The 22,659-nt window shown below is 71.8% G+C and carries 21 protein-coding genes; 7 read left to right on the top strand and 14 right to left on the bottom strand.

Annotation, left to right across the window (positions count from 1 at the left end; translation table 11 throughout):
* Positions 1-19: 19 nt before the first annotated feature.
* A complete protein-coding gene (locus tag ACTWJ8_RS40090) occupies positions 20-961 on the bottom strand; it encodes an ATP/GTP-binding protein (protein ID WP_443265303.1) in 942 nt (313 codons plus the stop codon).
* A complete protein-coding gene (locus tag ACTWJ8_RS40085; RefSeq protein ID WP_443265301.1) occupies positions 955-1,566 on the bottom strand; it encodes a hypothetical protein in 612 nt (203 codons plus the stop codon). Before ACTWJ8_RS40085 ends, ACTWJ8_RS40090 begins: the two co-directional genes overlap by 7 nt.
* 309 nt (positions 1,567-1,875) lie before the next feature.
* Here ACTWJ8_RS40085 and ACTWJ8_RS40080 point away from each other — a divergent pair, with 309 nt between their 5' ends.
* Entirely contained in the window at positions 1,876-2,469 is a 594-nt protein-coding gene (locus ACTWJ8_RS40080; protein ID WP_443265299.1) for a hypothetical protein, read from the top strand.
* A 57-nt stretch (positions 2,470-2,526) separates the two neighbouring features.
* Here ACTWJ8_RS40080 and ACTWJ8_RS40075 read toward each other — a convergent pair whose 3' ends face one another.
* The 10 genes from ACTWJ8_RS40075 to ACTWJ8_RS40030 all read right to left on the bottom strand — a co-directional run bounded on the left by ACTWJ8_RS40075 (position 2,527) and on the right by ACTWJ8_RS40030 (position 15,788).
* Entirely contained in the window at positions 2,527-3,450 is a 924-nt protein-coding gene (locus ACTWJ8_RS40075; protein ID WP_443265298.1) for a replication-relaxation family protein, read from the bottom strand.
* Positions 3,450-6,059 carry an ATP/GTP-binding protein gene (locus ACTWJ8_RS40070; RefSeq protein ID WP_443265297.1) on the bottom strand — a complete coding sequence of 870 codons (2,610 nt, stop codon included), beginning with the start codon at positions 6,057-6,059 and terminating at the stop codon, positions 3,450-3,452. Before ACTWJ8_RS40070 ends, ACTWJ8_RS40075 begins: the two co-directional genes overlap by 1 nt.
* Positions 6,029-6,646: a hypothetical protein gene (locus tag ACTWJ8_RS40065; RefSeq protein ID WP_443265296.1), complete on the bottom strand. Its 618-nt coding sequence runs from the start codon at positions 6,644-6,646 to the stop codon at positions 6,029-6,031. Before ACTWJ8_RS40065 ends, ACTWJ8_RS40070 begins: the two co-directional genes overlap by 31 nt.
* A gap of 47 nt (positions 6,647-6,693) precedes the next feature.
* Positions 6,694-7,857, bottom strand: coding sequence for a C40 family peptidase (locus ACTWJ8_RS40060; protein ID WP_443265294.1), 1,164 nt, complete (start codon positions 7,855-7,857; stop codon positions 6,694-6,696).
* Positions 7,854-10,655, bottom strand: a complete 2,802-nt coding sequence (locus tag ACTWJ8_RS40055; protein ID WP_443265292.1) for a hypothetical protein — start codon at positions 10,653-10,655, stop codon at positions 7,854-7,856. The genes ACTWJ8_RS40060 and ACTWJ8_RS40055 overlap by 4 nt, the downstream gene beginning before the upstream one ends.
* Positions 10,655-11,029, bottom strand: a complete 375-nt coding sequence (locus ACTWJ8_RS40050) for a hypothetical protein (protein WP_443265290.1) — start codon at positions 11,027-11,029, stop codon at positions 10,655-10,657. Before ACTWJ8_RS40050 ends, ACTWJ8_RS40055 begins: the two co-directional genes overlap by 1 nt.
* A gap of 259 nt (positions 11,030-11,288) precedes the next feature.
* On the bottom strand, positions 11,289-13,967 hold the full coding sequence (locus tag ACTWJ8_RS40045; protein WP_443265288.1) for an ATP-binding protein: 2,679 nt from the start codon (positions 13,965-13,967) through the stop codon (positions 11,289-11,291).
* Positions 13,967-14,551 carry a hypothetical protein gene (locus tag ACTWJ8_RS40040; RefSeq protein ID WP_443265286.1) on the bottom strand — a complete coding sequence of 195 codons (585 nt, stop codon included), beginning with the start codon at positions 14,549-14,551 and terminating at the stop codon, positions 13,967-13,969. The genes ACTWJ8_RS40045 and ACTWJ8_RS40040 overlap by 1 nt, the downstream gene beginning before the upstream one ends.
* Positions 14,548-14,883, bottom strand: a complete 336-nt coding sequence (locus ACTWJ8_RS40035) for a hypothetical protein (protein WP_443265284.1) — start codon at positions 14,881-14,883, stop codon at positions 14,548-14,550. Before ACTWJ8_RS40035 ends, ACTWJ8_RS40040 begins: the two co-directional genes overlap by 4 nt.
* Entirely contained in the window at positions 14,880-15,788 is a 909-nt protein-coding gene (locus ACTWJ8_RS40030; RefSeq protein WP_443265282.1) for a conjugal transfer protein, read from the bottom strand. Before ACTWJ8_RS40030 ends, ACTWJ8_RS40035 begins: the two co-directional genes overlap by 4 nt.
* Positions 15,789-16,965: 1,177 nt before the next feature.
* Between ACTWJ8_RS40030 and ACTWJ8_RS40025 the strand changes: the two genes are divergently transcribed.
* The 6 genes from ACTWJ8_RS40025 (at position 16,966) to ACTWJ8_RS40000 (ending at position 21,329) form a co-directional block, all read left to right on the top strand.
* A complete protein-coding gene (locus ACTWJ8_RS40025) occupies positions 16,966-18,036 on the top strand; it encodes a hypothetical protein (RefSeq protein ID WP_443265280.1) in 1,071 nt (356 codons plus the stop codon).
* 61 nt (positions 18,037-18,097) lie between these two features.
* Positions 18,098-18,832, top strand: a complete 735-nt coding sequence (locus ACTWJ8_RS40020) for a prepilin peptidase (RefSeq protein WP_443265279.1) — start codon at positions 18,098-18,100, stop codon at positions 18,830-18,832.
* Positions 18,833-18,884: 52 nt separating this feature from the next.
* Complete coding sequence (locus ACTWJ8_RS40015; protein WP_443265277.1) at positions 18,885-19,160, top strand: hypothetical protein; 276 nt, start codon at positions 18,885-18,887, stop codon at positions 19,158-19,160.
* Positions 19,157-19,543, top strand: coding sequence for a PIN domain-containing protein (locus ACTWJ8_RS40010; RefSeq protein ID WP_443265275.1), 387 nt, complete (start codon positions 19,157-19,159; stop codon positions 19,541-19,543). Before ACTWJ8_RS40015 ends, ACTWJ8_RS40010 begins: the two co-directional genes overlap by 4 nt.
* A 27-nt stretch (positions 19,544-19,570) precedes the next feature.
* A complete protein-coding gene (locus tag ACTWJ8_RS40005) occupies positions 19,571-19,786 on the top strand; it encodes a bacteriocin immunity protein (protein ID WP_443265274.1) in 216 nt (71 codons plus the stop codon).
* A 310-nt stretch (positions 19,787-20,096) separates the two neighbouring features.
* Entirely contained in the window at positions 20,097-21,329 is a 1,233-nt protein-coding gene (locus ACTWJ8_RS40000; protein ID WP_443265272.1) for a hypothetical protein, read from the top strand.
* Between the two features lie 120 nt (positions 21,330-21,449).
* Here ACTWJ8_RS40000 and ACTWJ8_RS39995 read toward each other — a convergent pair whose 3' ends face one another.
* Positions 21,450-21,656 (bottom strand): DUF397 domain-containing protein, encoded by a 207-nt coding sequence (locus tag ACTWJ8_RS39995; RefSeq protein ID WP_443265271.1) that lies wholly within the window; start codon positions 21,654-21,656, stop codon positions 21,450-21,452.
* A 3-nt stretch (positions 21,657-21,659) separates the two neighbouring features.
* The gene (locus ACTWJ8_RS39990; protein ID WP_443265269.1) at positions 21,660-22,478 is read right to left on the bottom strand and encodes a helix-turn-helix domain-containing protein; all 819 of its coding nucleotides are present in this window, start codon (positions 22,476-22,478) and stop codon (positions 21,660-21,662) included.
* Positions 22,479-22,659 lie beyond the last annotated feature (181 nt).

The following is a 22,659-nucleotide window of genomic DNA, read 5'->3' as shown; positions in this document are numbered from 1 at the left end:
TGTGCCGGGGGAGGGGGCGCTAGTCGCCCACGGCCTGCAACTCGCCCACGGTGAACGCGACGTTGCTCTCCCGCGTGGTGGGGATCTGCCCCTGCTGGCCGGTGCTGGCCTGCCAGGTCACGTTCCAGTGCGAGGTCGCCGACACCTGGTACTTCGCGCCCGCCTTGTGGGTGGAGGGCTGCTGGTAGGTGTGGCCGCAGTCCGGCGACTCGGCGCCGCCGCGGGTGTCCTTGAACGGGGTACCGGGCCCGTGACAGACCGCGGTCTTGCCGTCGCCCATGTCCCACACGATCTTCGACACCTTCGCGGTCGCGGTCACCGTGACCCCGCCCGCCGACGCGGTCGCCGAGTTGGGGCCGAACGTCGTCGCCGACGGGTTCACCCACAGCCACATCGGCACGCCGACCACGTACCGCCCCGTCGCCCGCGGGCTGGCGACATCGGGACCGGTCAGCTTCAGCTTGCTGACCGCCTCCTCGGCGAGCTGCTGAACGTCAACACCCGCCCCCGGGGCCTCCTCCGCGAACGTCAGCCCACCGCGCAGCGGATCACCCGGACAGGACACGTTGTAGAAGGCGCCCTTGTCACCCGGCTTCCAGTCCTCGGGCAGCCCCGTGGCGAGCTTCGCCGACTTCGCGCTCGGCTCCGTCGGCTCCCAGTAGCAGCTGTCGGCCGCATTGAAGTTGCCCATCCCGGGCCGCGAGCACGGCACCTTCTCGCCGTCGATCGAACACGACGGCTTCCCGCCCGCGGGCTTGCCCGCATGCGCCGGGGCGTGCTCCTTGCTCTCCTCGGGGCCGGTCGCCGTCACGTCACAGCTGATCCGGTCCGGCGGGCAGTCGACGCCCCCGCCACCGGGCTTGCCGTCCGCGACGGCGACGCCCTGGGCCAGGAAGCCCAGCGTCAGCACCAGGACCGCCGCCGCGGCGGGCCGAACACCGGCCCGCCGACGGCTCAGCACTTCGCGCCCCGGTCGATGTCCGAGGTCCAGATGGTCCACTTGTCGGCCGACGAAGCGATCGCCGTGGCCTTGTACACCACGCGCGTCGGCGCGTTCTTCTGCTCCACCCGCTTGCCGGTCTTGGAGTTCACCTCGTGGTAGTCACTGGCGTCCACACAGTCGGTGATCCAAGCCTTCTTCGGATCCGCCTTGGTGTCGACCCGCGTGACCTCGGGCGAGTTCGTGGGCTTGCCCTTGGTCACGATGTCGTGGTCCTGGTAGTACATCAACGTGATCTTGATGTTCGACAGGGCTTTGTTGCCCGCGTACTCCTCGAGCTGCGGGTCCAGCTCCGCCTTGGCGTAGGTACGGTTCCGGGCCTGCCACATGCTGCGGTAGGCCTCCAGGACCCGCTCCTTCTCCACCTCCTGCGAGGACTTGGGCGAGGGGGAGTCGGAGAACGACACCGACGGCGCGGCGCTCTTCGCGTCATTACTGCTGCAGCCGGCCACCAACGCCAGCGACGCCGCGGCCGCCACCGCCAGCCCCCGCCGGACGCCCGCAGAGGCACAGGCCCCCGACTGCGTGGACACGGCGTTCACCGCACCGTCTTCTGCTCGTGTCATGAACTCTCCCCGTCGACATGAGGCGGGCCCGGCCGCCTCCCACCCGCATGGTCGGTGCGGCCAGACCGGCGACAGCCTCTGCGAGCTGCGAATACGCGTTTCTGTAAGCGACACGTTACGCATCTGGAGGCGCTCAGCCCACCCCCATCCCTCCAGCCCCATACACAAGTTGGTGCGAATCCGGTCACAACAGGTCAACGATGTCGACAAGTTCCCTCCTCTCTGCGACAGCGAAGTCAGGCAGACGTACGGACGGAGTTCGGCAACACGAGCGTCAGCAACGGGCGTTTCGAACAGACTGTGTTGGTGATGGACGAACACGCACCCCGCACCCCAACGGAGCGACTCATCGTCGAGGCCCTGCTGGAAGTCGCGATGCGGCAGGCCGATGACCTCCCCCGAAATGAGGTGGTGAAGGCGGCGCTGAAGGAGACAGCGCGAGGTGCCTGGGCTCCCGCGGCGCCCTCTGTAGCGCAAGTCCTCCACGAGGGCGGCCCGGGCGTGGAGGTCCTTACCGAATTCTTCGATGTCTTGAGGCATGTCCTTGACGAGCTGCGCAGGAGGGTAGCGCTCGAGGAGTCCCTTCTCCCCAGCTCGCGCGATCCCAACCTGCCGATTCTCACCGGGAGACCCAAGCCGGTCGAGGACGCCAACTCGGCACTGACCCGCCAGGCCATCCCAGACCTTCTGAACGAAATCCTGGCGGGTGGCGCCGTCGCCGCCTCGTTCACTGCTGCCGCCAGCATCGTCAAGGCGAAGATCGAAGCCACCACGCAGCGCCAGAAGAACGAACTGGAAGCCCAGACGCAAAGGCTCAAGATCGAATCGCAGGAGCGCATTGCAGGCCTGCAGGCCATGACGGCGCCTGCAGAGGCTGAGAACGGCGAGGCCGACAGCACCTGACCGGACACGCCAACGTAGGGGCACAGCGCCCACTGCTCGCTCGGCACCAGCGCTGCACTACAGCTCGGTCCACGGCTTCGGCTCGCCACCCCCACGCAGGCAGTGCCACACCGGAGCGTCCGCGCCCAGCGTCTCGAGGTCCTCCAACACCGCCGCGCCCAGCGCCACCCTCCGGGCCATCGCTGAGACGGTCGGGTGCTCGCGCACCATGTCCCGCAGATCATCGATGCGGTGGGCCAAGGCCCGGGGCCCCGCCCCCGTGAGCACGAACAGGATCCGGGGGAACGAGGGATACCAGCGCAGCCACGCCGGTCCGCCGAGCGCCTCAGCCCGGGAACGGCGGCCGCCGACGGGCTGCGGCTCGTACAGGTGAAACCGGGCGTAGTCGATGAGTTTGGAGGCGAGACGCTCGCTGCTCATGGTGGCCCGGTCGACTTCGACGAAGGCTCGGTACTTGACACGCTCCCCGGACGGAGCCGTGTGCGTGTAGTACATGAGTGCGTCGGCGATCACCCGCTCGCCGTCGCCCACGCTGTGCGCGACCTCGGGAGTCCAGTCCCACGGCCCGTGCTCGTCGCCGCGGCTGGCGGCAGTGGCCGCGAACACGGCATGGGTGCGAACCACGGTCAGGGTGTGGGCGGTGCGCAGGGACGCGGCGCTGGACGAGGTGATCGGGTAGGGCGGCCGGTCCTGCATCTGCGGCAGATGCCGGGTGAGGCTCGCGCCTTCCTCGGTGAGGAACCATGCGCGGGTGTTGTTCGAAGCGGGCAGCGTGACGTAGTCGACGAGCCCATCGCCGCGCAGCTGGGTGAGCGTGCGCGACAGCCCCTCGCGGCGGCTGCGCCTCTGCAGCAGGACGTGCTGGAGCTGCCGGCCGGTCGCCATCCGGTGCTGTGCGAGCATGCCGAGGACCTGGCCCGGCAGATCCTCGCTCGTGGACGGGACGAACGGCGTACGGGAAGAGGTGGCACGGGCAGTCATCAGCGGTATCCCTTCGTCAGGTTGGGGCCGGCGGCTTCGGAGACGGAGCCGTCGGTGAGGGTGGCCAGGAAGGCGCGCACCCGTCCGGCCTGCTCGCTGGCGGTCTGGGACTGCTCGGCGAGCGGGCGGCTGTCGGTCGACTTGTTGGCGCGGTTGACCAGCGCGGGCACGGCCTTGGGGTGGGCGAGGTCCTTGAAGTCGTCGTCCAGGTGCAGGCCGTGCAGGCGGATCGGGCCGACACGTTGGCCGTCGACGGTGAAGCTGGCGTAGTGCTGGAAGCGGGGGAGCGCGGTGACCTGCTCGGGGGCCGGGTTGTCGGCCCACTCGCCGGTGATCGCGGAGATGACCTTGCGGGCACCGGTCGTGGTCGCCAGCGAGGACGAGTTCTGCAGCAGCGCATCCCGCACTGGGCCCGGCAGCCGGCCGAGGGCCTGCGTCATGCCGTGCACCCGCACCCCGAACTTCCGCAGGTCCTCGAACATGCTGGCCACGGACTCCGGGGCGCTCCCGGCGATCGTGATGAGCTCGTCCAGGTAGGCGCGGAACGGGACGCGGTCCTTGGGGGCGAGGTCACGCCTCGAGCGGCCGGCCCGAAGCAGCTCGTGCGCGATCAGTGAGGACACCAGCCGGTCGGTGGGCCCGCTGCCGGCCGTGCACACCCACACGATGCGCCGGGTGTCCATTGCCCGCCGCAGGTCGAACCGGCTCACCGGCTGCCCCAGAAATGCCCGGTAGACGGGGTTCTCGGACAGGCGGGCCAGCGGGTTGAGGATGATCCCGAACGCGTCCTGCGGCAGCGTCGGGAACACGGAGCGCCACCAGGACAGCCCGTCGTCGCCGAGGATCGCCGCGGCCGCGTCGAGGGCCTCCTTGCGGAACGCCGCGTCGGTGAGCAGGTGCCGGATGTGGAAGACGGTCGCCTGCGCCTCCGGCTGATCAGCGTGGCAGGCGCGCTCGTTGACGGCGGCCAGGACCTGCACGCACGCGGTGAGGATCGACAGGCCGCGCGGCGTGCTCGCGTCGTCCCAGTTCATGCCCGCGGCCAGGCCGTCCACGACCGAGGCCACGACCGTGTGCCGGGGCCGCTCCAGTCGCATGTCCAGCAGGTTCCACGCCCCGATCTTCGCGTCGGGGCTCTGCACGTTGAGGTCGATGAGCTCGATGCGCGACATCAGCATCGGGTGCGCGAGGTACTTGGCGGCCCGCTCCCACGAATCGCGGTGCGGGTCCACGTACAGCAGGCCACCGCCCGAGTGCGCCAGCGCGATCGCCTGCGTCAGCGCACGCTCCGTCTTGCCGCCGCCCGCCTTGCCGACCCCCGTCTCGAACAGGGTGTCCGCCTCGTATGTGGCAACCAGGCGCCGGTCCCCGTTGGCCTCGACGACTGCCCCTTGCAGCAGCAGAGCCGGGTTGCCGTGCTCGAACGTCGGCAACTGGCCCGGCCGCACCGGCAGATGGCAGTGCTTGGTCGGCGGTTTGAGCAGCCCGGCGAGCTCGTTTATGTCCGTGACGTTCCCGCGCGGCGGCCGGCACTGCCCGCTGTCCCACCGCCGCTGCCACGGCTTCTTCAGCGGCCACGAGTCGGGCCCCCACCACCAGGCCAGGAACCTAAAGCCGCGCGGCGACAGCCGCGCCTCCTGGCTGAACACCCCGAACGCGCCCTGAACCTGCGACAGCAGAGCCCGGGCCCGCCCCTCGGCATCCGAGGCGCAGCGGATCAGGATCTGCACCCGGGTCAGCGTGCTGCCCTCCCCGAGCTTGCCCAGCGCCTGCGCCCGGTCGACGCGCCGCACCTGCGGCACCACCAGCGGAGCCGACTGCGACGAGCGGCCCTGGACGACGGCCCGCAGCGAGTCCGCGGCCGCCGCCACGTCCTGCCGCATCCACCGCGACGCCGCCCGCGCCTCCTTCTGCTCGCCGCCGCGAGCCCGCTGCAGGGCCTGCATGCGCTGCATGCGCAGCGACAACCTGGGCGCGATCTGCAGGTCTACGCACACCTCGACGAGGTCACCGAGGTCGGTGCGCAGCGAGGTGAGCGCGTCCACGAGCGGCTGCAGCGGGTCCGGCTCCAGCGGCACCTCACGCAGGTAGGCGGCCGGGTTGCCGTGCAGCACCATCTCGCCGCGCACCTCGAAGTCGCGCCGGTCGTCCGGCACTTCCGTGTCGGGGCCGGGCGTCGTAATGGTGACGGCCTGCCCGAAGGAGCTGGTGGACAGGAACTTCTCGGCGCCGGGCGGCCCCTCCAGGTGGTAGGAGAGCGGGTGGTCCTCGTCCGAGCGCAGCCGCACCCGCACGGAACGCGTGCGCTTGGGCGCCCACCACGGCAGGGCGTTCGCGGCGTGCAGCAGGTCCAGGCCCTGCCGCATGACGCGCTCGGGGTCCGGTGCGAAGTAGGCGGCGGGCTGAAGGGTGAGGTGGCAGCGCTCCGCCGAGGCCTTCGCCGCCAGCTTGTCGATCGCCAGCTCCCAGACGACGGCGGCGGTCACCGCGACGGCGAGCGGCACGTACCAGTGCTCGACCAGCCACCACAGGCTGTGCCCGAGGCCGAAGACGATGTCGGGCATGCCGAAGGCGGCGGTCATCGGGTGATGGGGGGCTGCGGCTGCCATGCGCTGTCTCCTTGTTCGTGTCGGAATCGGATGTCGGTGATGCGGCCGTCGGTGTAGGTGCCGCCCCGGTCGGCTCCGGCCCACACCAGGTGCACCACGGCCCGTCCCGGACGGCTGCCGTCCTGGCGGGCGATCGCGGCCTGGACGCGGACGCGGGTGAAGGCCGGCGCCACGACGCCGCCTCCTGCGTCGGGGAACGCGGTGGGGAAGGCGTCCTGCCCGACCCCGGTCGCATCCGCGATCAGCACTCGGCGGCCCGCCGCAAGCAGCGTCTTGGCCTGCCCTGTGGGCAGATCGGCCGGCCACGCCTTCTCCAGGACCTGCTGAATGGCCTTGTCGCCCGCGCGTCCCTCGCCGCGCGGCGGCAACTCGCTCTCCCGCCCGGATGGGGAGGCCGACGCCGTGCCGCGTACGGCGTCCTGCGGCGCGGGAGAGGTGGTCGACCGCCCGGCCGCGGACGCGGACGCGGTGCGGGGCGAGGCGGTGTGCGGGCGCGGTTGGTCGGCTCCGACCGACGGAGCGGGGGAGGGGCCGGTGGCCTGGAGGAGCCCGATCCCCAGCGCTGCGAGCAGAACGGTCAAGGCCATCAGCAGCCACGGCCCGCGGCGCCGCTCGGCAGGAGAAAAGGATGAGTTCACAGCAGCCGCGCCCCTCCCGCATAGCCGGACATCGCGTCCACGGGGTCGGTGCGCACGACCGTCCCCGGCCGCGCCGCATTGATCATCTGCCCGCCGCCCAGGTAGATCCCGACGTGGTAGATCGTCGAGTCCCGCCCCGGCGCGTAGCCGAAGAACACCAAGTCGCCCGGCTTCAGCGCCCGCTGTCCCGCCGACGCCGGGATCCGCTTGCCGCGCGAGGCCTGCGCGGCCGCCGTACGCGGCAGACTGATCCCGGCCCGCGCGAACGCGTACGCCGTCAGCCCCGAGCAGTCGAACCCGTTGATGTGGGTGCCGTCGCTGCCGCCCGGCGAGCAGCAGGACCCCGTGGACTTCCCGGCCGCGCCTCCGCCGCCCCACGAGTAGCGCTCGCCGCGCTGGGACATCGCCGCCTCAATAACCGTGCGCACCTTGCCGGTGGCGCCCTTGGATCCTGTGGCGGCCGCCGCGTACTGGCTGATCCACCCGGTGACGTTGGCGACGTACTCGCTGCTGTGGTTGTACTGGAAGACCGCCGCGCGCAGCTGGCTGTCCTTGGTCAGGTCGCGGCCGCGCCCGCACAGGTAGGCGGCGGCGCCGAGCGCGGCATCGTCGGCGTTGTGCGGGTCGCGCACGTCATCGCCGTTGCCGTCCTGTCCGGTCGATTCCCAGGTGGCGGGCATGAACTGGAAGGGCCCGACCGCCCGTTCACCGGCGGCGGTGCCGTCCCACCGGCCGCCGTCGGTGTCCGTGAACACGCTCGTGTTGCCGCCGGCACCGGAGCCGTTGAGGAGGACACCGTAGATCCGCGGCCGGATGTCCCCGCTCGAGGAGACGGTGCGGCCGGCGGCATGGTTCGACTCGACCTTCGCGATCCCGGCCAGCACCGGCCAGGCCATGCCCTTGCACTTCGGCACGATCCGCCGGACCTTGCTCGCGGCCTTCTTGTAGGCGGCGAGCATGCGCGGCGGAATGTCCGCGCTGCTGCCCGCCCCGGCCAGCCCCACGTCCTGGGATCCCTGCTGCTGCGACAGCACCGCGAGGTTGCCCAGAGCCCCGGACAGCGGAGCCGTGCAGCACACCAGAGCGGCCAGCAACACGCCGATGACCACGGCCCACTTGAGGCGCCGGCGTACAGGCCGCACCCGCACCCTGCTACTCACGACTGATCACCGTCGCCCTCCTCGCGCCGCGGCGCGGAGTTCTTGGTGATGCGCCGGAACATCTCTGCGGCCTGCTCCTTCGCGGAGCTGGAGGCTCCGGCCGGAGAGCTCGGCTTCGGACGCGGCCGCACCGGCGCCACGCGGCGCCCATCCGGACGCGGCGTGGGCGCCTCGGCGCCGGACACCGCTTCGGGGGAGGGGCGTTCGGCACGGGGCGGCGCCGTCACGAACCCCGGATTGCGCGGACCCACCGAGCGCTGCCAGGACAACTGCGCGGTGGCGCTGCCCGGCTGCGGCCACGCACCGCCACCCGGGCCGGAGCCGCCCGTACGCGCAGCGGGGGAGGCGCCGGTGGGGCGCTGCCCTGCTGCTGCGGTGGGGATGCGCCGGCTGCTGGGACCGGGCTGCACCGCGCTCTGCAGCATGCTGCCCCAGGCCCGGCCGTCCTCGCGCCAGCTGCTCGACCACACCCGCAGCTGCTGCCGCGCGTCGTGCGTCGCCTTCGAGGTGCCCGCTCGTGCGCCGTGCACGGTCCTGGGCAGTCCGGCGCTCGCCCCGTACAGCATCCGCCCGCCCTGGTGGGCGATGCGGTAACCGCGCAGCCGCACCAGCCGGTTGTGCGCGCGGGTGGCCAGCAGCGTGCGGTCGCTCTTCTGGTCGTGCAGCACCTCCCCGGTCTGCGGGTCGACGATCTCGCCGTCCTCGTTGCGGCCCCGCTCCGGGCTGCCGCCGGCGGGCGCGTTCGGGCCGATCCGGCCCCCGGAGCCGCCGGGCCCGCCCGTTCCGCCGGGCCCGCCCTGCGTGTGGGCGGCGTTCGGGTCGTCGCCGTCGGCGACCGGCTTGCGCAGCGCGGAGAGCTTGTCGTCACCGGGATGCTTGCCGACCAGCAGCGAGTAAGCGCCGGACGCCGCGAGCCCCGCCGTCGCGACGGCCGCGCCGATCGGCGCCAGGCCACGGGAGGCCTCCGCGTTCGCATCCGCCAGCAGCCGCCCCGGATCGCCGGGCATCCCGGTCCCGTCGGTGAACCCGCCGAACACCCCCTTGAGGAGACCGCCGGTGCCGAGCCCGGTGGCCCCGCGGCCGCGCAGCGACCCGCCGCCCACCAGCGCACCCCCCGCGCCGGCACTGCTCATCGCGATCGCCGCACCGAGCTGCGAGTCACCGGCCATGTGACTGCCGCCGATCTGCGCGTACCGCATCCGCAGCGTGAGCCGCTGCGTGAACGAGGTGATCACCGCGAGGAGACGGCGGTGGAACGCGAGCCCGACCAGGGCCAGCACGTCGAGCAGCAGCAGCCGTTCGGCCATCAGCTTGGGGCCGTCGGTCAAGACGACGTCCATCGTGATGCCGACCGCCGGGATGAACGCGGCGATCGCGAGGACCGCGGCCATCGCAATCCCGAACAGCCCCAGCCACTTCCACACCGCGGCACGGCTGGGACCGGGCAGCATGCCCCACACGAAGCACACGCCGCCCGCAGCGGCCGCGCCCGAGCACACGCCCGGGATGGCGAGCAGCACCAGGGACGCCGACAGCAGCAGCGCGCAGATCAGCAGCGCGGCGATGAACACCAGCAGGACCGCGGAGACACGCCACCAGGACGGCTCGGCCGCGTATGCGGCCGCCGACTTACCGACCGGACCCGCCTTCTTCAGATCCTTCAAGAACGCGGCGAACTGCTGGTCCTCGGACGAGGTGATGGGCCGGGTGGACAGATCCAGCAGCGCGTCGCCCGCCGTCATCTTCGGCAGCTCGTCCTCGTCCATGCCCGGGACGCCGGACTCGCCGTAGTTGCGCTTGCAGTAGGCGTTGGCGCGGCCCCGAACTTCCTTGCAGAACTCCTCGGCGGTCTTCTTCTGCCCGTGCTCGGCGCAATACTCCTTCGCCTCGTCGGCCACTGACGCGCAGGTGCCGTCGCCGACCGGCTTGGGCGCGTACCCGCCGGTGACCCACTTCAGGTGCGCGGCGTACGCCTTGCGGTCGGAGGACTTGCCCGGGTCGAGGATCCGCCCGTACTGCAGCAGCATGTACGGCTTGACGACCGTCGCGTTGGTCACCGCGTCCTGGATCGGCTTGGCGATCTTCTCGGAGTCCGGGGTGGTGGCGTCCTGCAGCCCGAAGCACTTGGTCAGCGCCTGCCCGGACATCCCCTTGCACGGATCGTCGGAGGCGAGGTTGCCGCCCCAGGAGTACGAGCTGACCGTCTTCTGCGCGACCTCGGTGGCAGCCGACTGCGCCTGGCGCAGCGGACCGTCCTTGCCGAGCAGGAAGTTGGGGGTGACGAACACCGACGCCGCGAGCGCACCGATCACCAGGGTCAGCGCGATCTCGCCGAGCCCCTTGGCGGCCTTGCCGCGCACCAGGAGCAGCAGACCGAACGCGAACGCGAGCGTCAGCAGCAGCGCCTTGAGCCCGAGGTCGTCGACGACGATGTCCGTGTAGACGTCCGAGAGGTGCTGGGCCGGCTCGGTGAGGATCTTCAGCAGCGGGAACCGGTAGGCGACCTCGATGGCCCAGCACGCCAGACCGACCAGGACCTGGACGACGGTGAACAGGCCGCTCATCACCATGCCCTGCACGGCCGCCGGCAGGGAGAACGCGCTGTCGGGCTGGGAGCCGAGTGTGTAGCCCTTCAGCGAGACGCCCTCGGAGGTGGACAGCTCCAGCGGGGACAGCAGCCCGCCGCCCGAGCTGCTGGTCGCCCCGTAGGCGACGGAGGTGTTGACGGTCAGGAACACGCACAGCAGCAGCAGGACGAAGGCGGCGGAGCGCAGCGTGCCGCGGTCCAGGCGGCGCATCACCGCTGCCCCCGGCGGCGCGTGGCCACGTGCAGGGCGGTCAGGCCCGCGGCGGCGGCCGCGAGCGGCCACGCGTCAGCGGCGGTGAAGCGGCCCTGGACGGGCACGTCGGCGCGGGGCGCGCCCAGGCAGTAGCGGTGGGCCGGCCCCACGATCGCGTCGCACGCGGCCGCGTCCGCCATCTCGCGGTGCGCGGCATCCGCCGGCGGCGCGGGCGTGGCGGCGAAGGCCGCGCCGGTCTTGGGCCACCACGGCGACGGCACGCTCGGCGCCGCGATCACCAGGACGAGCGCGGTGAGCAGCAGCGCCAGGACCGTGCCCACGGTGGTCCAGGCGGCGACGCGGCGCAGCCGGTGGATCGTGGGTGCAGGCATCAGTGATCTCCAGGAAGAGGGGGAGCAGGTGCTGCCATGACGAAACCCGCCGGGGCGTACCGGTCCGCGTACCGATCACCGGGGGCGGCGGTTGCACCTTGGTCACGATGGGCCGGTACGCCCACCGGTACGCCCTGCGTGCCTGGCCCGTACCGGTCCGCTGACCTGCCCGGACGCTGACTGCGCAGCACTGCGCACCCCGGTGCGCAGCCTCCCGCGCAGGCGACTGCGCATCCGGCGGGCTTTTGCGCAGCGGGCGTCATGCGGCGGTCTTCGCGCGGGGCCCGGCGGCCTCGCCGCTCCCGCCCGGGGTGGTGCGGATGTGGTCGGCGATGCGGGGCACGGTGGGGATGTGGACCTTGACGCGGCCGGTGTTCTGCCGCGGGCAGGTCAGCAGGAGTTCACCGGCCCGCTCGGCGACCCCGACGGGGGAGAGGTTCGTGGTGACCATCCGCACCAGGTCCTCGTCGCCGCCGTCCAGACCGATGAAGCCCAACCCGCGGCGGGCGCGGTCACGGTCGGCGGTGCGGGCGAGGGCCTTGTACGCGAACAGGCCGCGGTCGGGCCCGAGCTCCCGCTCGTCGTGGGAGCCGGCGAACAGGCCCGCGTTGTGCTTGCGGCCGTCGTGCAGGATCTCGTGGACCAGCGCGGTGCCCTCGGCGGAACTGGTCAGCCAGTACAGCTCGTCGGTGACCACCGCGCAGAACTTCGATGGGTCGGCGAACGCGGCCTGGCGGGCCATCGCCGCGATCAGATACAGCACCGCCCGCCCGATCAGCGCCTCCAGCGGCTGCTGGTGCAGGATCTCCGGGTTCTCGAACGCGGCCCGCGGCGGCAGCGTCAGCCCCGCCGTCGTGATCACGATCAGGTCGGCGGTCGACGAGCCGTCCAGGCGGGCCACCGGCAGCGTGGGGTCGAACACCATCGCGGACAGCGGGTTGGAGGTGACCAGCCGGAGCATGCCCGCCACCGACTCCGCGGCGTCCGCACGCTTCCCGCTGCCCGCCGTCGCGGTCTGCCCCAGCAGCTCGATCACCTTCGCCATGGAGGCGTCCGGCAGGTCGGCGGCCTGCTCGACCGCCCGGTGCAGGACCTCGCCCTGGATGCTCATCGCACCGATGCCCAGCTGCAGGGTCAGGTAGTTGAGCGCGTACTGGCGTCCCTGCGGCCCTGGGAACAGGCGCAGCGGGTCGATGGACAGTTCGGCCTGCGCGGCGTCGATGACCTGGCAGCGGCCCGGCGCGGAGCCGGTCGCGAAGTGCGCCCATTCCCGCACCGGGGTGCGGTCGATGCAGATGGCCCGCGCCCCGCGGTCCACGACCGCGGACTGCACCGACTTCTGCAGCACGCTCTTGCCGCCGCCGAGATCCCCGACCACGGCCAGCGAGGCGGAGGCATCCCGCTTCGGCGCATCCGCCACGTTGATCATCACGGGGCGGGTGGTGCCGGAGTCCAGGTCCGAGCCGAGCAGTATCCCGGTCGGGTCGCCGACCTCGCTGCGGGTGAACGCCCCCGACATCGCCCAGTCCTCGGCGACCTGATGCTGCGTGAACTCCCGCAGCGCGTACGGGCGGACACTGCCGGGCAGTCCGAGGCCGAACAGCTCCTGCTGCAGCCCGACGGGCCGCAGCACCCGGTAGTCGACGCCCGCCAAAAGCTTCTCGAGCGCGCGGGCCCGCGCATCGCACAGCTCGCTGGTCGGCCCCCACACGCTCAGCACGGTCACCGACTGCACCTCTACCTCGGCGGAGGTGCGCGCCAGCCGGGAGTCCATCTCGCGCAGGTCGCGGGCCGCCTCGGGGATCGATGACGGCAGCCCGGTGGGCTGTGCGTCGTACTGGTCGACCTGATCGGATAGTTCGGTGCGCTTGCGCTGGATCTTGCTGCGGGCATCGGAGGCCGCCACCAGGTTCAGGCTGACGGTGAAGTCGACGGGAAAGTCCAACGCCTCCAGCTGCGCGAACAGGTCGGCGGCCTGCGTGGACACGGCGGGCGGCGCTTCGGCGAGCACCAGGTGCGCCTGGTAGCCGGTGCCGTCCGGGGTCTCGACCTGAAGCCAGCGGCGCTGGAGCGGCGACGTCGCCTCCTTCCACCACTGCCGCGCCGTCAACGCCCCGGCCCCGGTGCGCGGCGCCAGCAGCGACCGCCAACCGGCCGACGGCTTCTTGCTCTTGCCGCCGGGCGGGGTGCCGCCCTCCTCCAGGCGGACCTGCCCGAGGTCGGCGTAGCTCGGCGAGACCAGCTGCCCGCCGCGCACCCGGCTCGCGTACAACTCGCTCGAGGAGGCCTCGCTCAGCAGCGGCTCACGCAGCCCGCGGTGCAGCGCGTGCTGCACCAGCCACACGAGCTCTGCCGGGCGGGCCGCACGGAACGGGATCGCGCCCGCCATCTGCGCCTCGATCTGGGCCGCCTTCTCCCGGGCCCGGGACACGTCGGTGTCCGAGACCGGGGCCGGCTTCAGGCCGAGGACGTCGGCCAGTTCACCCAGCGCACCGCCGTGCAGGCCCCGCACGGCGCTCCCGCGCCCGCCGCGCGTCTCGGTCGACAGCGGCACCGCCAGCCACAGGGTCCGCCGGTGCATCTCCTGCCCGTCCAGCAGATCGAGCGCGGCCTCGACGTGCTCCACCCACGGCTCGGCGCCCTCCACGAGCTCGCCGTCCTGGTCGTGCAGGCCCTCCAGCATCCGCCACGCCACCTCGGACGCATCGACCTGCGCACACACCCCGAACAGCCGCGGTTCACCGGACAGGGAGCGCACCAACGTCGTGATGCGCTGCAGCTGTTCCTCCCGCACGGCGGCCGGAAGGTACGCGCCGGTGACGGCATCGGTGCTGTGCCCGGGCTCGTCGGCATCCGGGTGCAGCCGGTAGACGGCCCACGTGTGACCCTCGCTCGACCACAGCAGATGACCGGCAATGTGACGGATGGGAACACGCATCAGGAATCCTTCGCGGTAAGGAGAGCGGCCTGGACCGGAGACAGCGGCCGACGTACAGCGGAAGCAACTGGGGGCGTCGCGGCACGGGGCGGTCGGCGGCGCCTCGCGGCCGTAGCCGTCCCACCCGGCGCGGAGGCCGATGCCGGGGCTGGGCCCGGGGCTCGGGCCGGGGCAGGTGCGGGGGTGGGAGGGGCGGTCAGGCCCTGCAGGGTGAAGCGGCCCGTGAACGCCTCCGACCGGCGATCCCGTGCCGCGCGGCCCGCCATCCGGCCCCCGGCCGGCTGCGCGATCCGCGCCAGCACGCCGAGCACCGCCCCCACGGGGGTGCGGCCGGCCACCTTGTGCCGACGGCACACGAAGATCAGCACGGCCCACGCGATGACCGGCACCGGCCCCAGCAGCGACCACCACCACGACGACGTCTTCACCAGCAGCAGCCCGCCCAGCGACATGACCCCGATCTGCGCGGCGTTGTACGGGCCGAACGGGATCCGCCAGTCGGCGAACTTGCCGATCACCCACGGCAGGCGGCGCGCCGAGGTGTAGAAGCGGGCGGCGCGCACCGGCTCGCTCGCCGCGCTCACGTCCCCTCACCCGCCTTGCTCGACGGCCTCGGCGGCAGATCGCCGCCCCGGTAGGGCACGTGCAGCTCGGCGGACGACTTGGCCGGGTTCTTCACCTCGTCCTCGACCTTGTCGGAGAGGTCCGTGCGGGAGTCGTAGATGCCCAGAGCGAGCACCATCAGCAGCAGCGCCCCGACCCCGGCCTTCAGGCTGAACCGGGTGGCCATCACGTACACGACCAGGAGCACGAGGAGGACCTTGAACAGGCCGTCCGACCAGCTGCCCAGCATCCCGATCCAGCTGTCGCCGAGATCGGAGAGCGCACCGGCGAGCACCATCTGAGAGGTGTTCACTTCGCCTCACCTCCGCCGGAGGTGAGCGCCGCGATCTCCCAGCGGCCGCCGCGCGCGGCGAGGGTGAGTTCGTAGGTCAGCGGAAGAACGCCCTGGCGGGTGTGCACGCTCGCGCCGGCCTCGACGTGGACCAGGGTGCCGTCGCCCGGCACCTGCTCGGCAGAGGCACGGTCCTCGCGGGCGGTGACCGTCTCGACGTCGACCTCGTCGGCCGCCTCCGGGGACACCGCGGCGAGCGAGGTCTTCGGCGCGAGGTAGCGGTCCACCTCCCCGCTGCCGGACAAGTAGGCGGTCAGGAAGTCGCCGACCGTGTCGGTGAGCGGCCCGTCCGGCACCTCGACCGTGTAGTCGGACGGGCGCGTCTTCGCCGCGGCGGGCGCCGCCACGATCGCGGGCGCCCCGGTCACCGTCACCGCATCCCCCGAGCCCGATGCCGTCACCGGCACCGACAGATAGCGCACCTGGTCCGTGTACCGGGCGGCCACCGTCACCGACCACTGCCCGCCGCCGCGCTGCACACTGCGCACCGCCGCCACCGACTGCGGCGCCTTCGCCTGGTCCGCCGGCTGCGGCAGTGCCACCGACGGGGCGAACCGGCGCGCCCGCGCCGCGGCCGCGCTGTCCGGCTCGGCGTCGCTGGAGCGCAGCCAGGCATCCACGAACTCGGCGGCGTACCCCGACGGGTCAGCCGAGCTCGCGCTCGCCGCGGGCCGCGCCGCCGCGTCGGGGGAGGGGGACTGCGTGACGACCGTCGCCGACGGCCGGGTCAGCGCCACACACAGCGCGGCGGGACCGGCCAGCAGGCACAGCCACACCCCGGCCCGCCCGAGGCGGACACTGCGGCGCGTACGTTCAAGCTCGAGGCCGGCCGCCGCCGGTGGCGCCTCGGTTACGGGTGCTGGCATCAGCGAACTCCTGAAGAGGGAGGGGAAACGGTTGATGCCATGACCAAACCCAGCAGGGCGTACCGAACCGCGTACCGATAGCTGGGACCTGCGGTTGCGGTGTGGTCACGATGCGCCGGTACGGCCACCGGTACACCGCCCACCCGGCGGAACTCACCCGGCAGACCGGCCCGCTGACCGCCGCCGCCCCCTTCACACCCTGTGACCGACCTCCACCGGCCCCGCGCCCGGCCTTACCTCTCGGCCGCTCGCGAATCCCCGGTGACGCCACCCCCGGCAGGCACTGCGCACCCGGACGCGCCCGCGCTGCGCACCGGGCCGAACGCGCAACCACACGGCGGCCGCAGAGCGGCAGCGGACAGCTGCGCACTGGTCCGGCCGCGGCGATCCTGCGCAGTCCCGCCGCCGTGCCGCTGCACAGCCCGCCGCACACGCCGGCCAACCTGCGCAGCACCCGCCGGCCCGCTCAGTGCGCAGCGGCCGCACCCCCACCCCCGCCCCGTCCCACGGGGCCGGTACGGGGCCCGGACACGCGACGACGAGAGGGCGTACCGGTCGAGGAATCAGGGCGTACCGGCACACCTCGCGTCCCGCGCTCACCTCACCCGCGCCAGGCCGATCAGACGCCTCTGACCAGGGCGGTACGCGCACCGGTACGCCCCAGCAACGACTGCGCAGGCCCAGCGTCCGCAGGGCGTACCGGCCTCCACTCAGCGATCCCGCCGGACCGCGCCCGCCACCCCTCAGCTCCTCCCACGGGCAGCCACGCCGAGCCGCCACCCGCCCCGTGCCGTCGCTGCACTCCGCCCCCGCCCGCCTGCCGCGCAGTTGCCGCGCCAGGACGCCGCAGACGACTACACAACCGCACTGCGCACCCACCGCCCGCCCGGCGCTGCGCACCGGAACGCGAGCCGACACGGAACCGGATTCCATCCCCCAACCCGCCGCCGCACGACCGGCGGCCCGCCGCTGCGCACCCAATCGCGCAGAACACCGCGGCGCCCGCGTACCACCGCGCCGCCGGTGCGCGCCCCCGCCTGCGTACCGCTGCACACGCCTCCGGACCGTCACCGAACGTGATGGAACCGTGATCGCTGCCCCTGCGCACCGGTACGGCTTTCGGTACAGGCGGGCGGGTCAACTCCGACATGACCCAAGATCGATGGACGGAGTGACCGTGAGCCCAGCGCGCCAGGGATTCGGAGGGCTGATCGAGCGCGGCCCCATGGCCGTCGATGTGCTCGGAGCCCACTACACCACCGTTTTCAACCAGGCGGTCCGCGACCAACGTCTGTCGCGCCGAGCCCGCGGGCTGCTCGTGGAGCTCCTCAGCCACCGCGACGGCTACGGCATCTCGCTGGCCATGCTCGTCAAGAACGGCCCCGAGGGTAAGGACGCGCTGACGAGCGCCCTGCATGAACTGGAGACGCACGGCTACCTGCATCGCGAGCGCGAGCGGGACGCGCGAGGCCGGCTGGGGGAGACCCGCTACTACCTGACCGACATGCCGCAGGGAGCAGAGATCATCGCGCAGGCCCCGTGGGACACCGGCCTGGCTCCAGCCGCTGGAACGGCAGGCACGCGTTCGCGCAGGTCGGAACCTGAACCGGGAAACCCGCCCCAGGCCGAGCCCGACCAAAATGCCTGGTCAGAACCTAAGTCGGATTTCCCTGCGCAGGCTGCCCCTGCGCAGGCCGAGCCGCCGCATAAGAAGACCAACCGCAAGAAGACCAAGAGGCAGAACCCCAACCCCCTCCCTCCATCCGGGCAGGCGCCCCGGCACGGCAGGGACGGAGGGCAAAGCCAGGAGGTCTCGGCACGGGGAGAGTCGGTGCTGCTGTCGATCGCCCGGCACCACCCCGAACTCCACAGCGCCCTGGCCACCGGCAGCACGCTCGCCGACCAGGCGCCGCTCGTGGGCAAGCTCCTCGAGGCCGGTGTCAGCCGCGAGCACATCCGCGAGGCCCTCGTCGGTCGCCCCTATCCGCCGCCGCAGGAACGCACGCACTCGCTGGCCGCCCTCGTCGCCGCCCGCCTCCAGCACCTCAAGCGCGTGGCCGTCGCCGCCGAGCACGCCCGCAGCGCCTGGAACCAGCCCGCCCCCGTGGAACCGGCCACGCCCGCACCGCACCCGGACCTCGACGTCGCGGTGCCGCCCAAGCCCGAGTGCCCCGGCCAGGACGGCCTGTGCGGCCGCCCCGTCTCGGCGCCCGGAGACCTCTGCCCCCGCTGCCAGTCCGACCACTAGCAGGCCCCGCCGCGCGGCTGGTCGACAATGGGCCGATCATCACCAGCCGGGGGAGGCCTGCATGTGGACATCGCTCGCAGCGATCGGATGGGGGGCGGCCGCAGGATGGCTGATGCTGCCCGCCCTGTACCGGCTCTCCGTCCCGACCGGCACGCCCTGGCACGCCAGCTGCCCTGACGGCCACCCCCTCCGCACCGGCCCCCGCGGCTGGCTCGCCGGGCCTCGCTGCCCGCAGACCGCCCACGCCTGTGTCAGCCGCCGCGCAACGACGGCCGTCACCACCGCCAGCGCCGCCGTGTGCGGACTCCTCGCCGCCGTGACCGGACCCCGCCCCGAGCTCCTCGTCTGGCTCCTGCTCGCACCGCTCGCCCTTCTGCTCGCCCTCGTCGACGCCCGCGTGCACCGACTGCCCGACGTCCTCACCCTCCCGCTCGCCGCCGCCGCGCTGGCCCTCCTCGGGCCCGCGAGCCTCGCTCCCGACGCAGCCGGCTCCTGGACGACCGCCCTCCTCGCCGCCGCCACACTGGGCGGCCTGTTCCTCGTCCTGTTCGTCATCAGCCCACGGTCGATGGGCTTCGGCGACGTCAAGCTCGCCCTCGGCATTGGCGCCGTGCTCGGCTGGTACGGATGGCGTGTGCTCATACTCGGCGTCTTCGCCGGCTACCTGATCGCTGCCGCCCACGGGATGACGCTCCTCATCCGCAGGAAGGCCACGGCGAGGACCGCGCTGGCCATCGGGCCGTCACTGCTCACGGGGGCACTGGTGGGAGTCGCGCTGGGAGCAGCGGCCGGCTGAGTGCTGCGTCGACCGAGCCCCCCGTCCTGTCTACCGGCGGTAGACTTGGGGTATGGACGAGTCGAAGCGGACCAGTATCAAGACCACGGAAGCCGTTCGGGACCGTCTCAAGGCCCTGGCGGACGAGCGACACATGACGGTGACCGCCCTGCTCGAGGAACTCGCAGTGGGCGAGCTGACCGAGGCCGAGCGCGAGCAACGTGCCCGAGAAGCGGCCCGCGAACTCGGAGTCGAGTACACCCCGAAGGTCAAAGCGGCAGGCGCTTCGGCCTGGGAGAAGGTGCGGGCTCACCGAAAGTCCGAGAGCAGCGGCGGCCGTGCCGCGTGAGTGACCACACCGAGACCGCGGTCCTGGACCACACGGCGTTGATCGCGCTGTACGACGCCGACGAATTCTTCACCGGCCTGTTCGTCGAGGCCAGCCACCAGCGCGGGCGGATCGTCGTACCCGCCGCAAGCGTGTGGGCCGCTGAAATCGCCCGGACCGGGGCCGGGACCCACGCCGCCCGGCTCCACCACGTCGAGCACCAGCCCTTCACCACCAACCACGCCGTGCAGGCAGCGTCCTGGCCGCGCACAGAAATCGCCGCCGCCCACCCAGCGGCGATTGCGTGGGAAGCCGGACTCGCAGGCACTCCGCTCACCGTGCTCTCCCTGCAGCCACACCTGTACGCGAGCACGGGCATCATGCCGCTGAACCCGCACGAATAGGCTCAGGACGTAGTGGGGGCTGTGGAGATGACTCGCGCGGAGGCGGTCGCGCTCGTGAAGCGGATCATGGAAGCGGATTACGCCTCAGACGACGAGGCGGACGGCTGGCTGGACAGGCTTGACAGAGCCCTGGCATGCCCGACCGGTTATGTCAGCGACCTGATCTTCTGGCCGCCGGAGCGGGAACTCTCGGCTGATGAGGTCGTCGATCAGGCCCTGGCGTACCGGCCGATCGCGTTGTGAGGTCGGGACTCAGCCCGACGCCAGATGAGTAGAGCTGCGGTGGTTGCGGCAGGCACGGAGCGGTCACATGATCGCCCGGACTGCCCCCTAGCCGCTGGGCGCGCCCTGCCGACGCAGGCACGCGGAAGACAGGCCACCCGCCGCTCACCAGGCTTGCACCGGGAGAGGCACAAGGGCGACCTCGTCCGGGACGGCTCCGTGCGGGGTGCGGCGCGCGTTCTCCAGAAGCCAACTGGTGGCCGCTGTCCGGCCGCTACGCTGGCCGGAGCCGCCAGTAGGGACGGCCGAGGACACCCGCCGAGGGAGCACGTTGAGCAGCCGACCAGACCCGACGGCAGGGAAGGCGGACCTCGCCTCGCTGACGCTCGACATCCACCACACCCACCAACTGCTTGACCCAGCCGCGCAGGGGGTCCAGGTATGGGACGTGCGCATCACCGCCGCCGGCACTCTGGTGGGCAGCCTGACGGCCACGCGCGGAATGTACTGGAAGTCCGACAACCTGCGCGAGCGGATGGCCGACGAGCAGTCCTTCGCGGCTGTGGTCGCTTCCCAGCTCCTGGACGAGCAGGGGCAGTTCACGTACGGGTTCGTGGAGTTCATCGAGATGCCAGGCGACGTCCTGGTCGTGGACCAGCTGCGTCTCGATGAGCCCTATGCCGATCCGCTGATCGCTGCCGCAGTAGTGTCCGCCGTCATCGACAGGCTGACGGACAACTACTTCGCTGTGGTGCTGCCCGGCGAGAAGGCCTGCCACGACGTGGGGGCCGCCCTGCTCGCCGAGGCCGGCACGCTCCTGAGCGCCCAACCCTTCTCCGACGAGTTGCAGATCATCGACAAGGCGCTGGCCGCTCCGGATGAGGCTGCGCAGCGCGTACGCAGCCGCCTCCACCACCTCGCCCGCCATGGCGGCTCACCGGAATGGGATGAGGAGGACGAGGGTGATGAAGCCGACGGCTGGGGTGAGGACACGGAGGAGGGCGAGGAGCTCACGGCACGTACCGCCGCGGTGCTAAGGATGGCGCTCGAGGAGCTCTCCGAAGGCGCCTGGCAGGACGTGGACGATGTGGGCGATGCGCCGCTTCGGCGTGGTCAAGGCCGTGTGCTGGGGATGCTGCCGCCGCTGACCTTCCAGCAAGACCGCCAGTGGCGGCGGCAGATGGCCCGCTGCTTCGATGACCTCGCCACCGAGATCGCCGGCACGAAAACGGCCACTCCGCGGTGCACGGGCGAGGAGATGGCCCTGCATCTGGGCATCGCCCGAGCGGCATCTCTTACCCGGAACCGGCCGCGGCTGGTGGCGCAAGCTGTGAAGGGCATTGACGAGGACCGCCGTGACTTCGACTGGGACTGGTGCTCGGACGTGCTTTTCGAGGACCACGACGTGCTGATGCTGTTCGACGCCTCCCTGGACGGGATCGAGGACAGCGGCAACGCGGTCAACCAGGCTCTCGGCCTGGCCAACCTGGCTCCCACGGATTGGTTCGAACCCTTCCGGCCCGACCAGGCCCGCGACCCCGACCGAGGCTTCCGGCGCGGTTGACGTTGGTCTGCGTATGTGCCTCCGCCGTCCTGCGGGTTCCCGCTGGATGGTGTGGGGTAATCACAGCGCGGCGGCCTCTCCTCAGTGTGGTTGAGGAGAGGCCGCCGCGTTCAGGGGGTGTCAGTTGCCCGACTTGAGTTCCGTGATGAAGGAGCTCCAGCTCGTAGGGGAGAAGAGAACCACGGGGCTCTCTTCGGCGAGTTTGCTGTCTCGTACCGGGACAACGCCCGGTACGAGAGCGGACTCCAGGCAGTTCTGGTCTCCGCTGGAGTAGCTGGCCTTGAACCAGACGGCCGTGGCGGGATCGAAGCGCGGGTGCGCGGTCACTTGCTAGTCCTCTTCCTGTATTGCGGCGCGGATGCGCGCCATGGACTCCTCAACCGGAAGGGCTTCCGAGTTGAGGTGGCGGAACAAGGTGGTGAAGAACTCCACCTGGTCCGGCTGCTCGTAGTAGACGGTGCTCATGAGGCTGTCCGCGTAGACGACGTCCGTCTCCGCGGGCTCAGGGAAGGCGAGGATCCCGAAGGGGCCGTAGAGGGCCGCGTTGATGGGGGCGCTCGTCGGAAGGACCTGAATCTGGATGTTGGTCTCTTGCGCCTGGGTGAGCAGGGACTGCAACTGCTGCTGCATGACGTCGCGGCCGCCTACACGGTGGCGGAGCGCGGACTCGGCGATGATTGCCCACAGCCGGAGCGGGGCGCTGCGGGCGAAGACCTGCCGGCGCTGGCCGCGGACCTTGACCTGCTCCTGCACGTAGTCGAAGTCGTCGGCCTTGTGCGGGTTGTGGAGGCGGATCACCGCCTCCGTGTAGTCGGGCGTCTGTAGAAGGCCCGGGATGAGCGACGTCTCGACGACGTACAGGTCCGAGGCGTCCCACTCCAGAGCGATGTAGTCGGCGTACAGCGGTGTGAGCGCGTCCTCGTGCTGTGACCACCACCCGCGCTCGCGGCCGTAGCGCGCGAGTTCCTGAAGGCGGGCCCGGAGCGCCTCGTCTGTGACGCCGTAGAAGTCCAGGAGAACCCTCAGGTCGAGTGGGCGCACTCCGGACTGGGCCGCCTCGATCCGGGACATCTTGGACTCGGCGCACTGCAGTTCACCCGCGGCCTGGGCCAGGGTCTTGCCCGCTTCGTTGCGAAGGTCCTTGAGCATGCGCCCGAGGCGGCGCTGGCGAACGGTGGGGTTCCGATTCACTGGCACAGCGTGTGTCCTCCCCATTCGACTGGTGTCAGTTTGCCGCTCCCGACTCTGCGCGACAAGCAAGTTGTATCCAAGTCACAGTAGGGACTTGCACCTTGAGGTAGGGGAGCGGGATAGTGGGGGACCCGGCAAC

This window comes from Streptomyces sp. SDT5-1, assembly GCF_052245995.1.
GTDB lineage: Bacteria > Actinomycetota > Actinomycetes > Streptomycetales > Streptomycetaceae > Streptomyces.
Note: the sequence above shows the minus strand (reverse complement) of the source record. Positions and strands in the feature narration are given on the sequence as shown.

Coding starts and splice junctions, on each gene's coding strand:
- ACTWJ8_RS40085 (WP_443265301.1), bottom strand. CDS start 1,566: ATGACACGAGCAGAAGACGGTGCGGTGAACGCCGTGTCCACGCAGTCG.
- ACTWJ8_RS40020 (WP_443265279.1), top strand. CDS start 18,098: ATGTGGACATCGCTCGCAGCGATCGGATGGGGGGCGGCCGCAGGATGG.
- ACTWJ8_RS40075 (WP_443265298.1), bottom strand. CDS start 3,450: ATGACTGCCCGTGCCACCTCTTCCCGTACGCCGTTCGTCCCGTCCACG.
- ACTWJ8_RS40080 (WP_443265299.1), top strand. CDS start 1,876: ATGGACGAACACGCACCCCGCACCCCAACGGAGCGACTCATCGTCGAG.
- ACTWJ8_RS40070 (WP_443265297.1), bottom strand. CDS start 6,059: ATGGCAGCCGCAGCCCCCCATCACCCGATGACCGCCGCCTTCGGCATG.
- ACTWJ8_RS40005 (WP_443265274.1), top strand. CDS start 19,571: ATGACTCGCGCGGAGGCGGTCGCGCTCGTGAAGCGGATCATGGAAGCG.
- ACTWJ8_RS40065 (WP_443265296.1), bottom strand. CDS start 6,646: ATGGCCTTGACCGTTCTGCTCGCAGCGCTGGGGATCGGGCTCCTCCAG.
- ACTWJ8_RS39990 (WP_443265269.1), bottom strand. CDS start 22,478: ATGCTCAAGGACCTTCGCAACGAAGCGGGCAAGACCCTGGCCCAGGCC.
- ACTWJ8_RS40030 (WP_443265282.1), bottom strand. CDS start 15,788: ATGCCAGCACCCGTAACCGAGGCGCCACCGGCGGCGGCCGGCCTCGAG.
- ACTWJ8_RS40015 (WP_443265277.1), top strand. CDS start 18,885: ATGGACGAGTCGAAGCGGACCAGTATCAAGACCACGGAAGCCGTTCGG.
- ACTWJ8_RS40050 (WP_443265290.1), bottom strand. CDS start 11,029: ATGCCTGCACCCACGATCCACCGGCTGCGCCGCGTCGCCGCCTGGACC.
- ACTWJ8_RS40055 (WP_443265292.1), bottom strand. CDS start 10,655: ATGCGCCGCCTGGACCGCGGCACGCTGCGCTCCGCCGCCTTCGTCCTG.
- ACTWJ8_RS40045 (WP_443265288.1), bottom strand. CDS start 13,967: ATGCGTGTTCCCATCCGTCACATTGCCGGTCATCTGCTGTGGTCGAGC.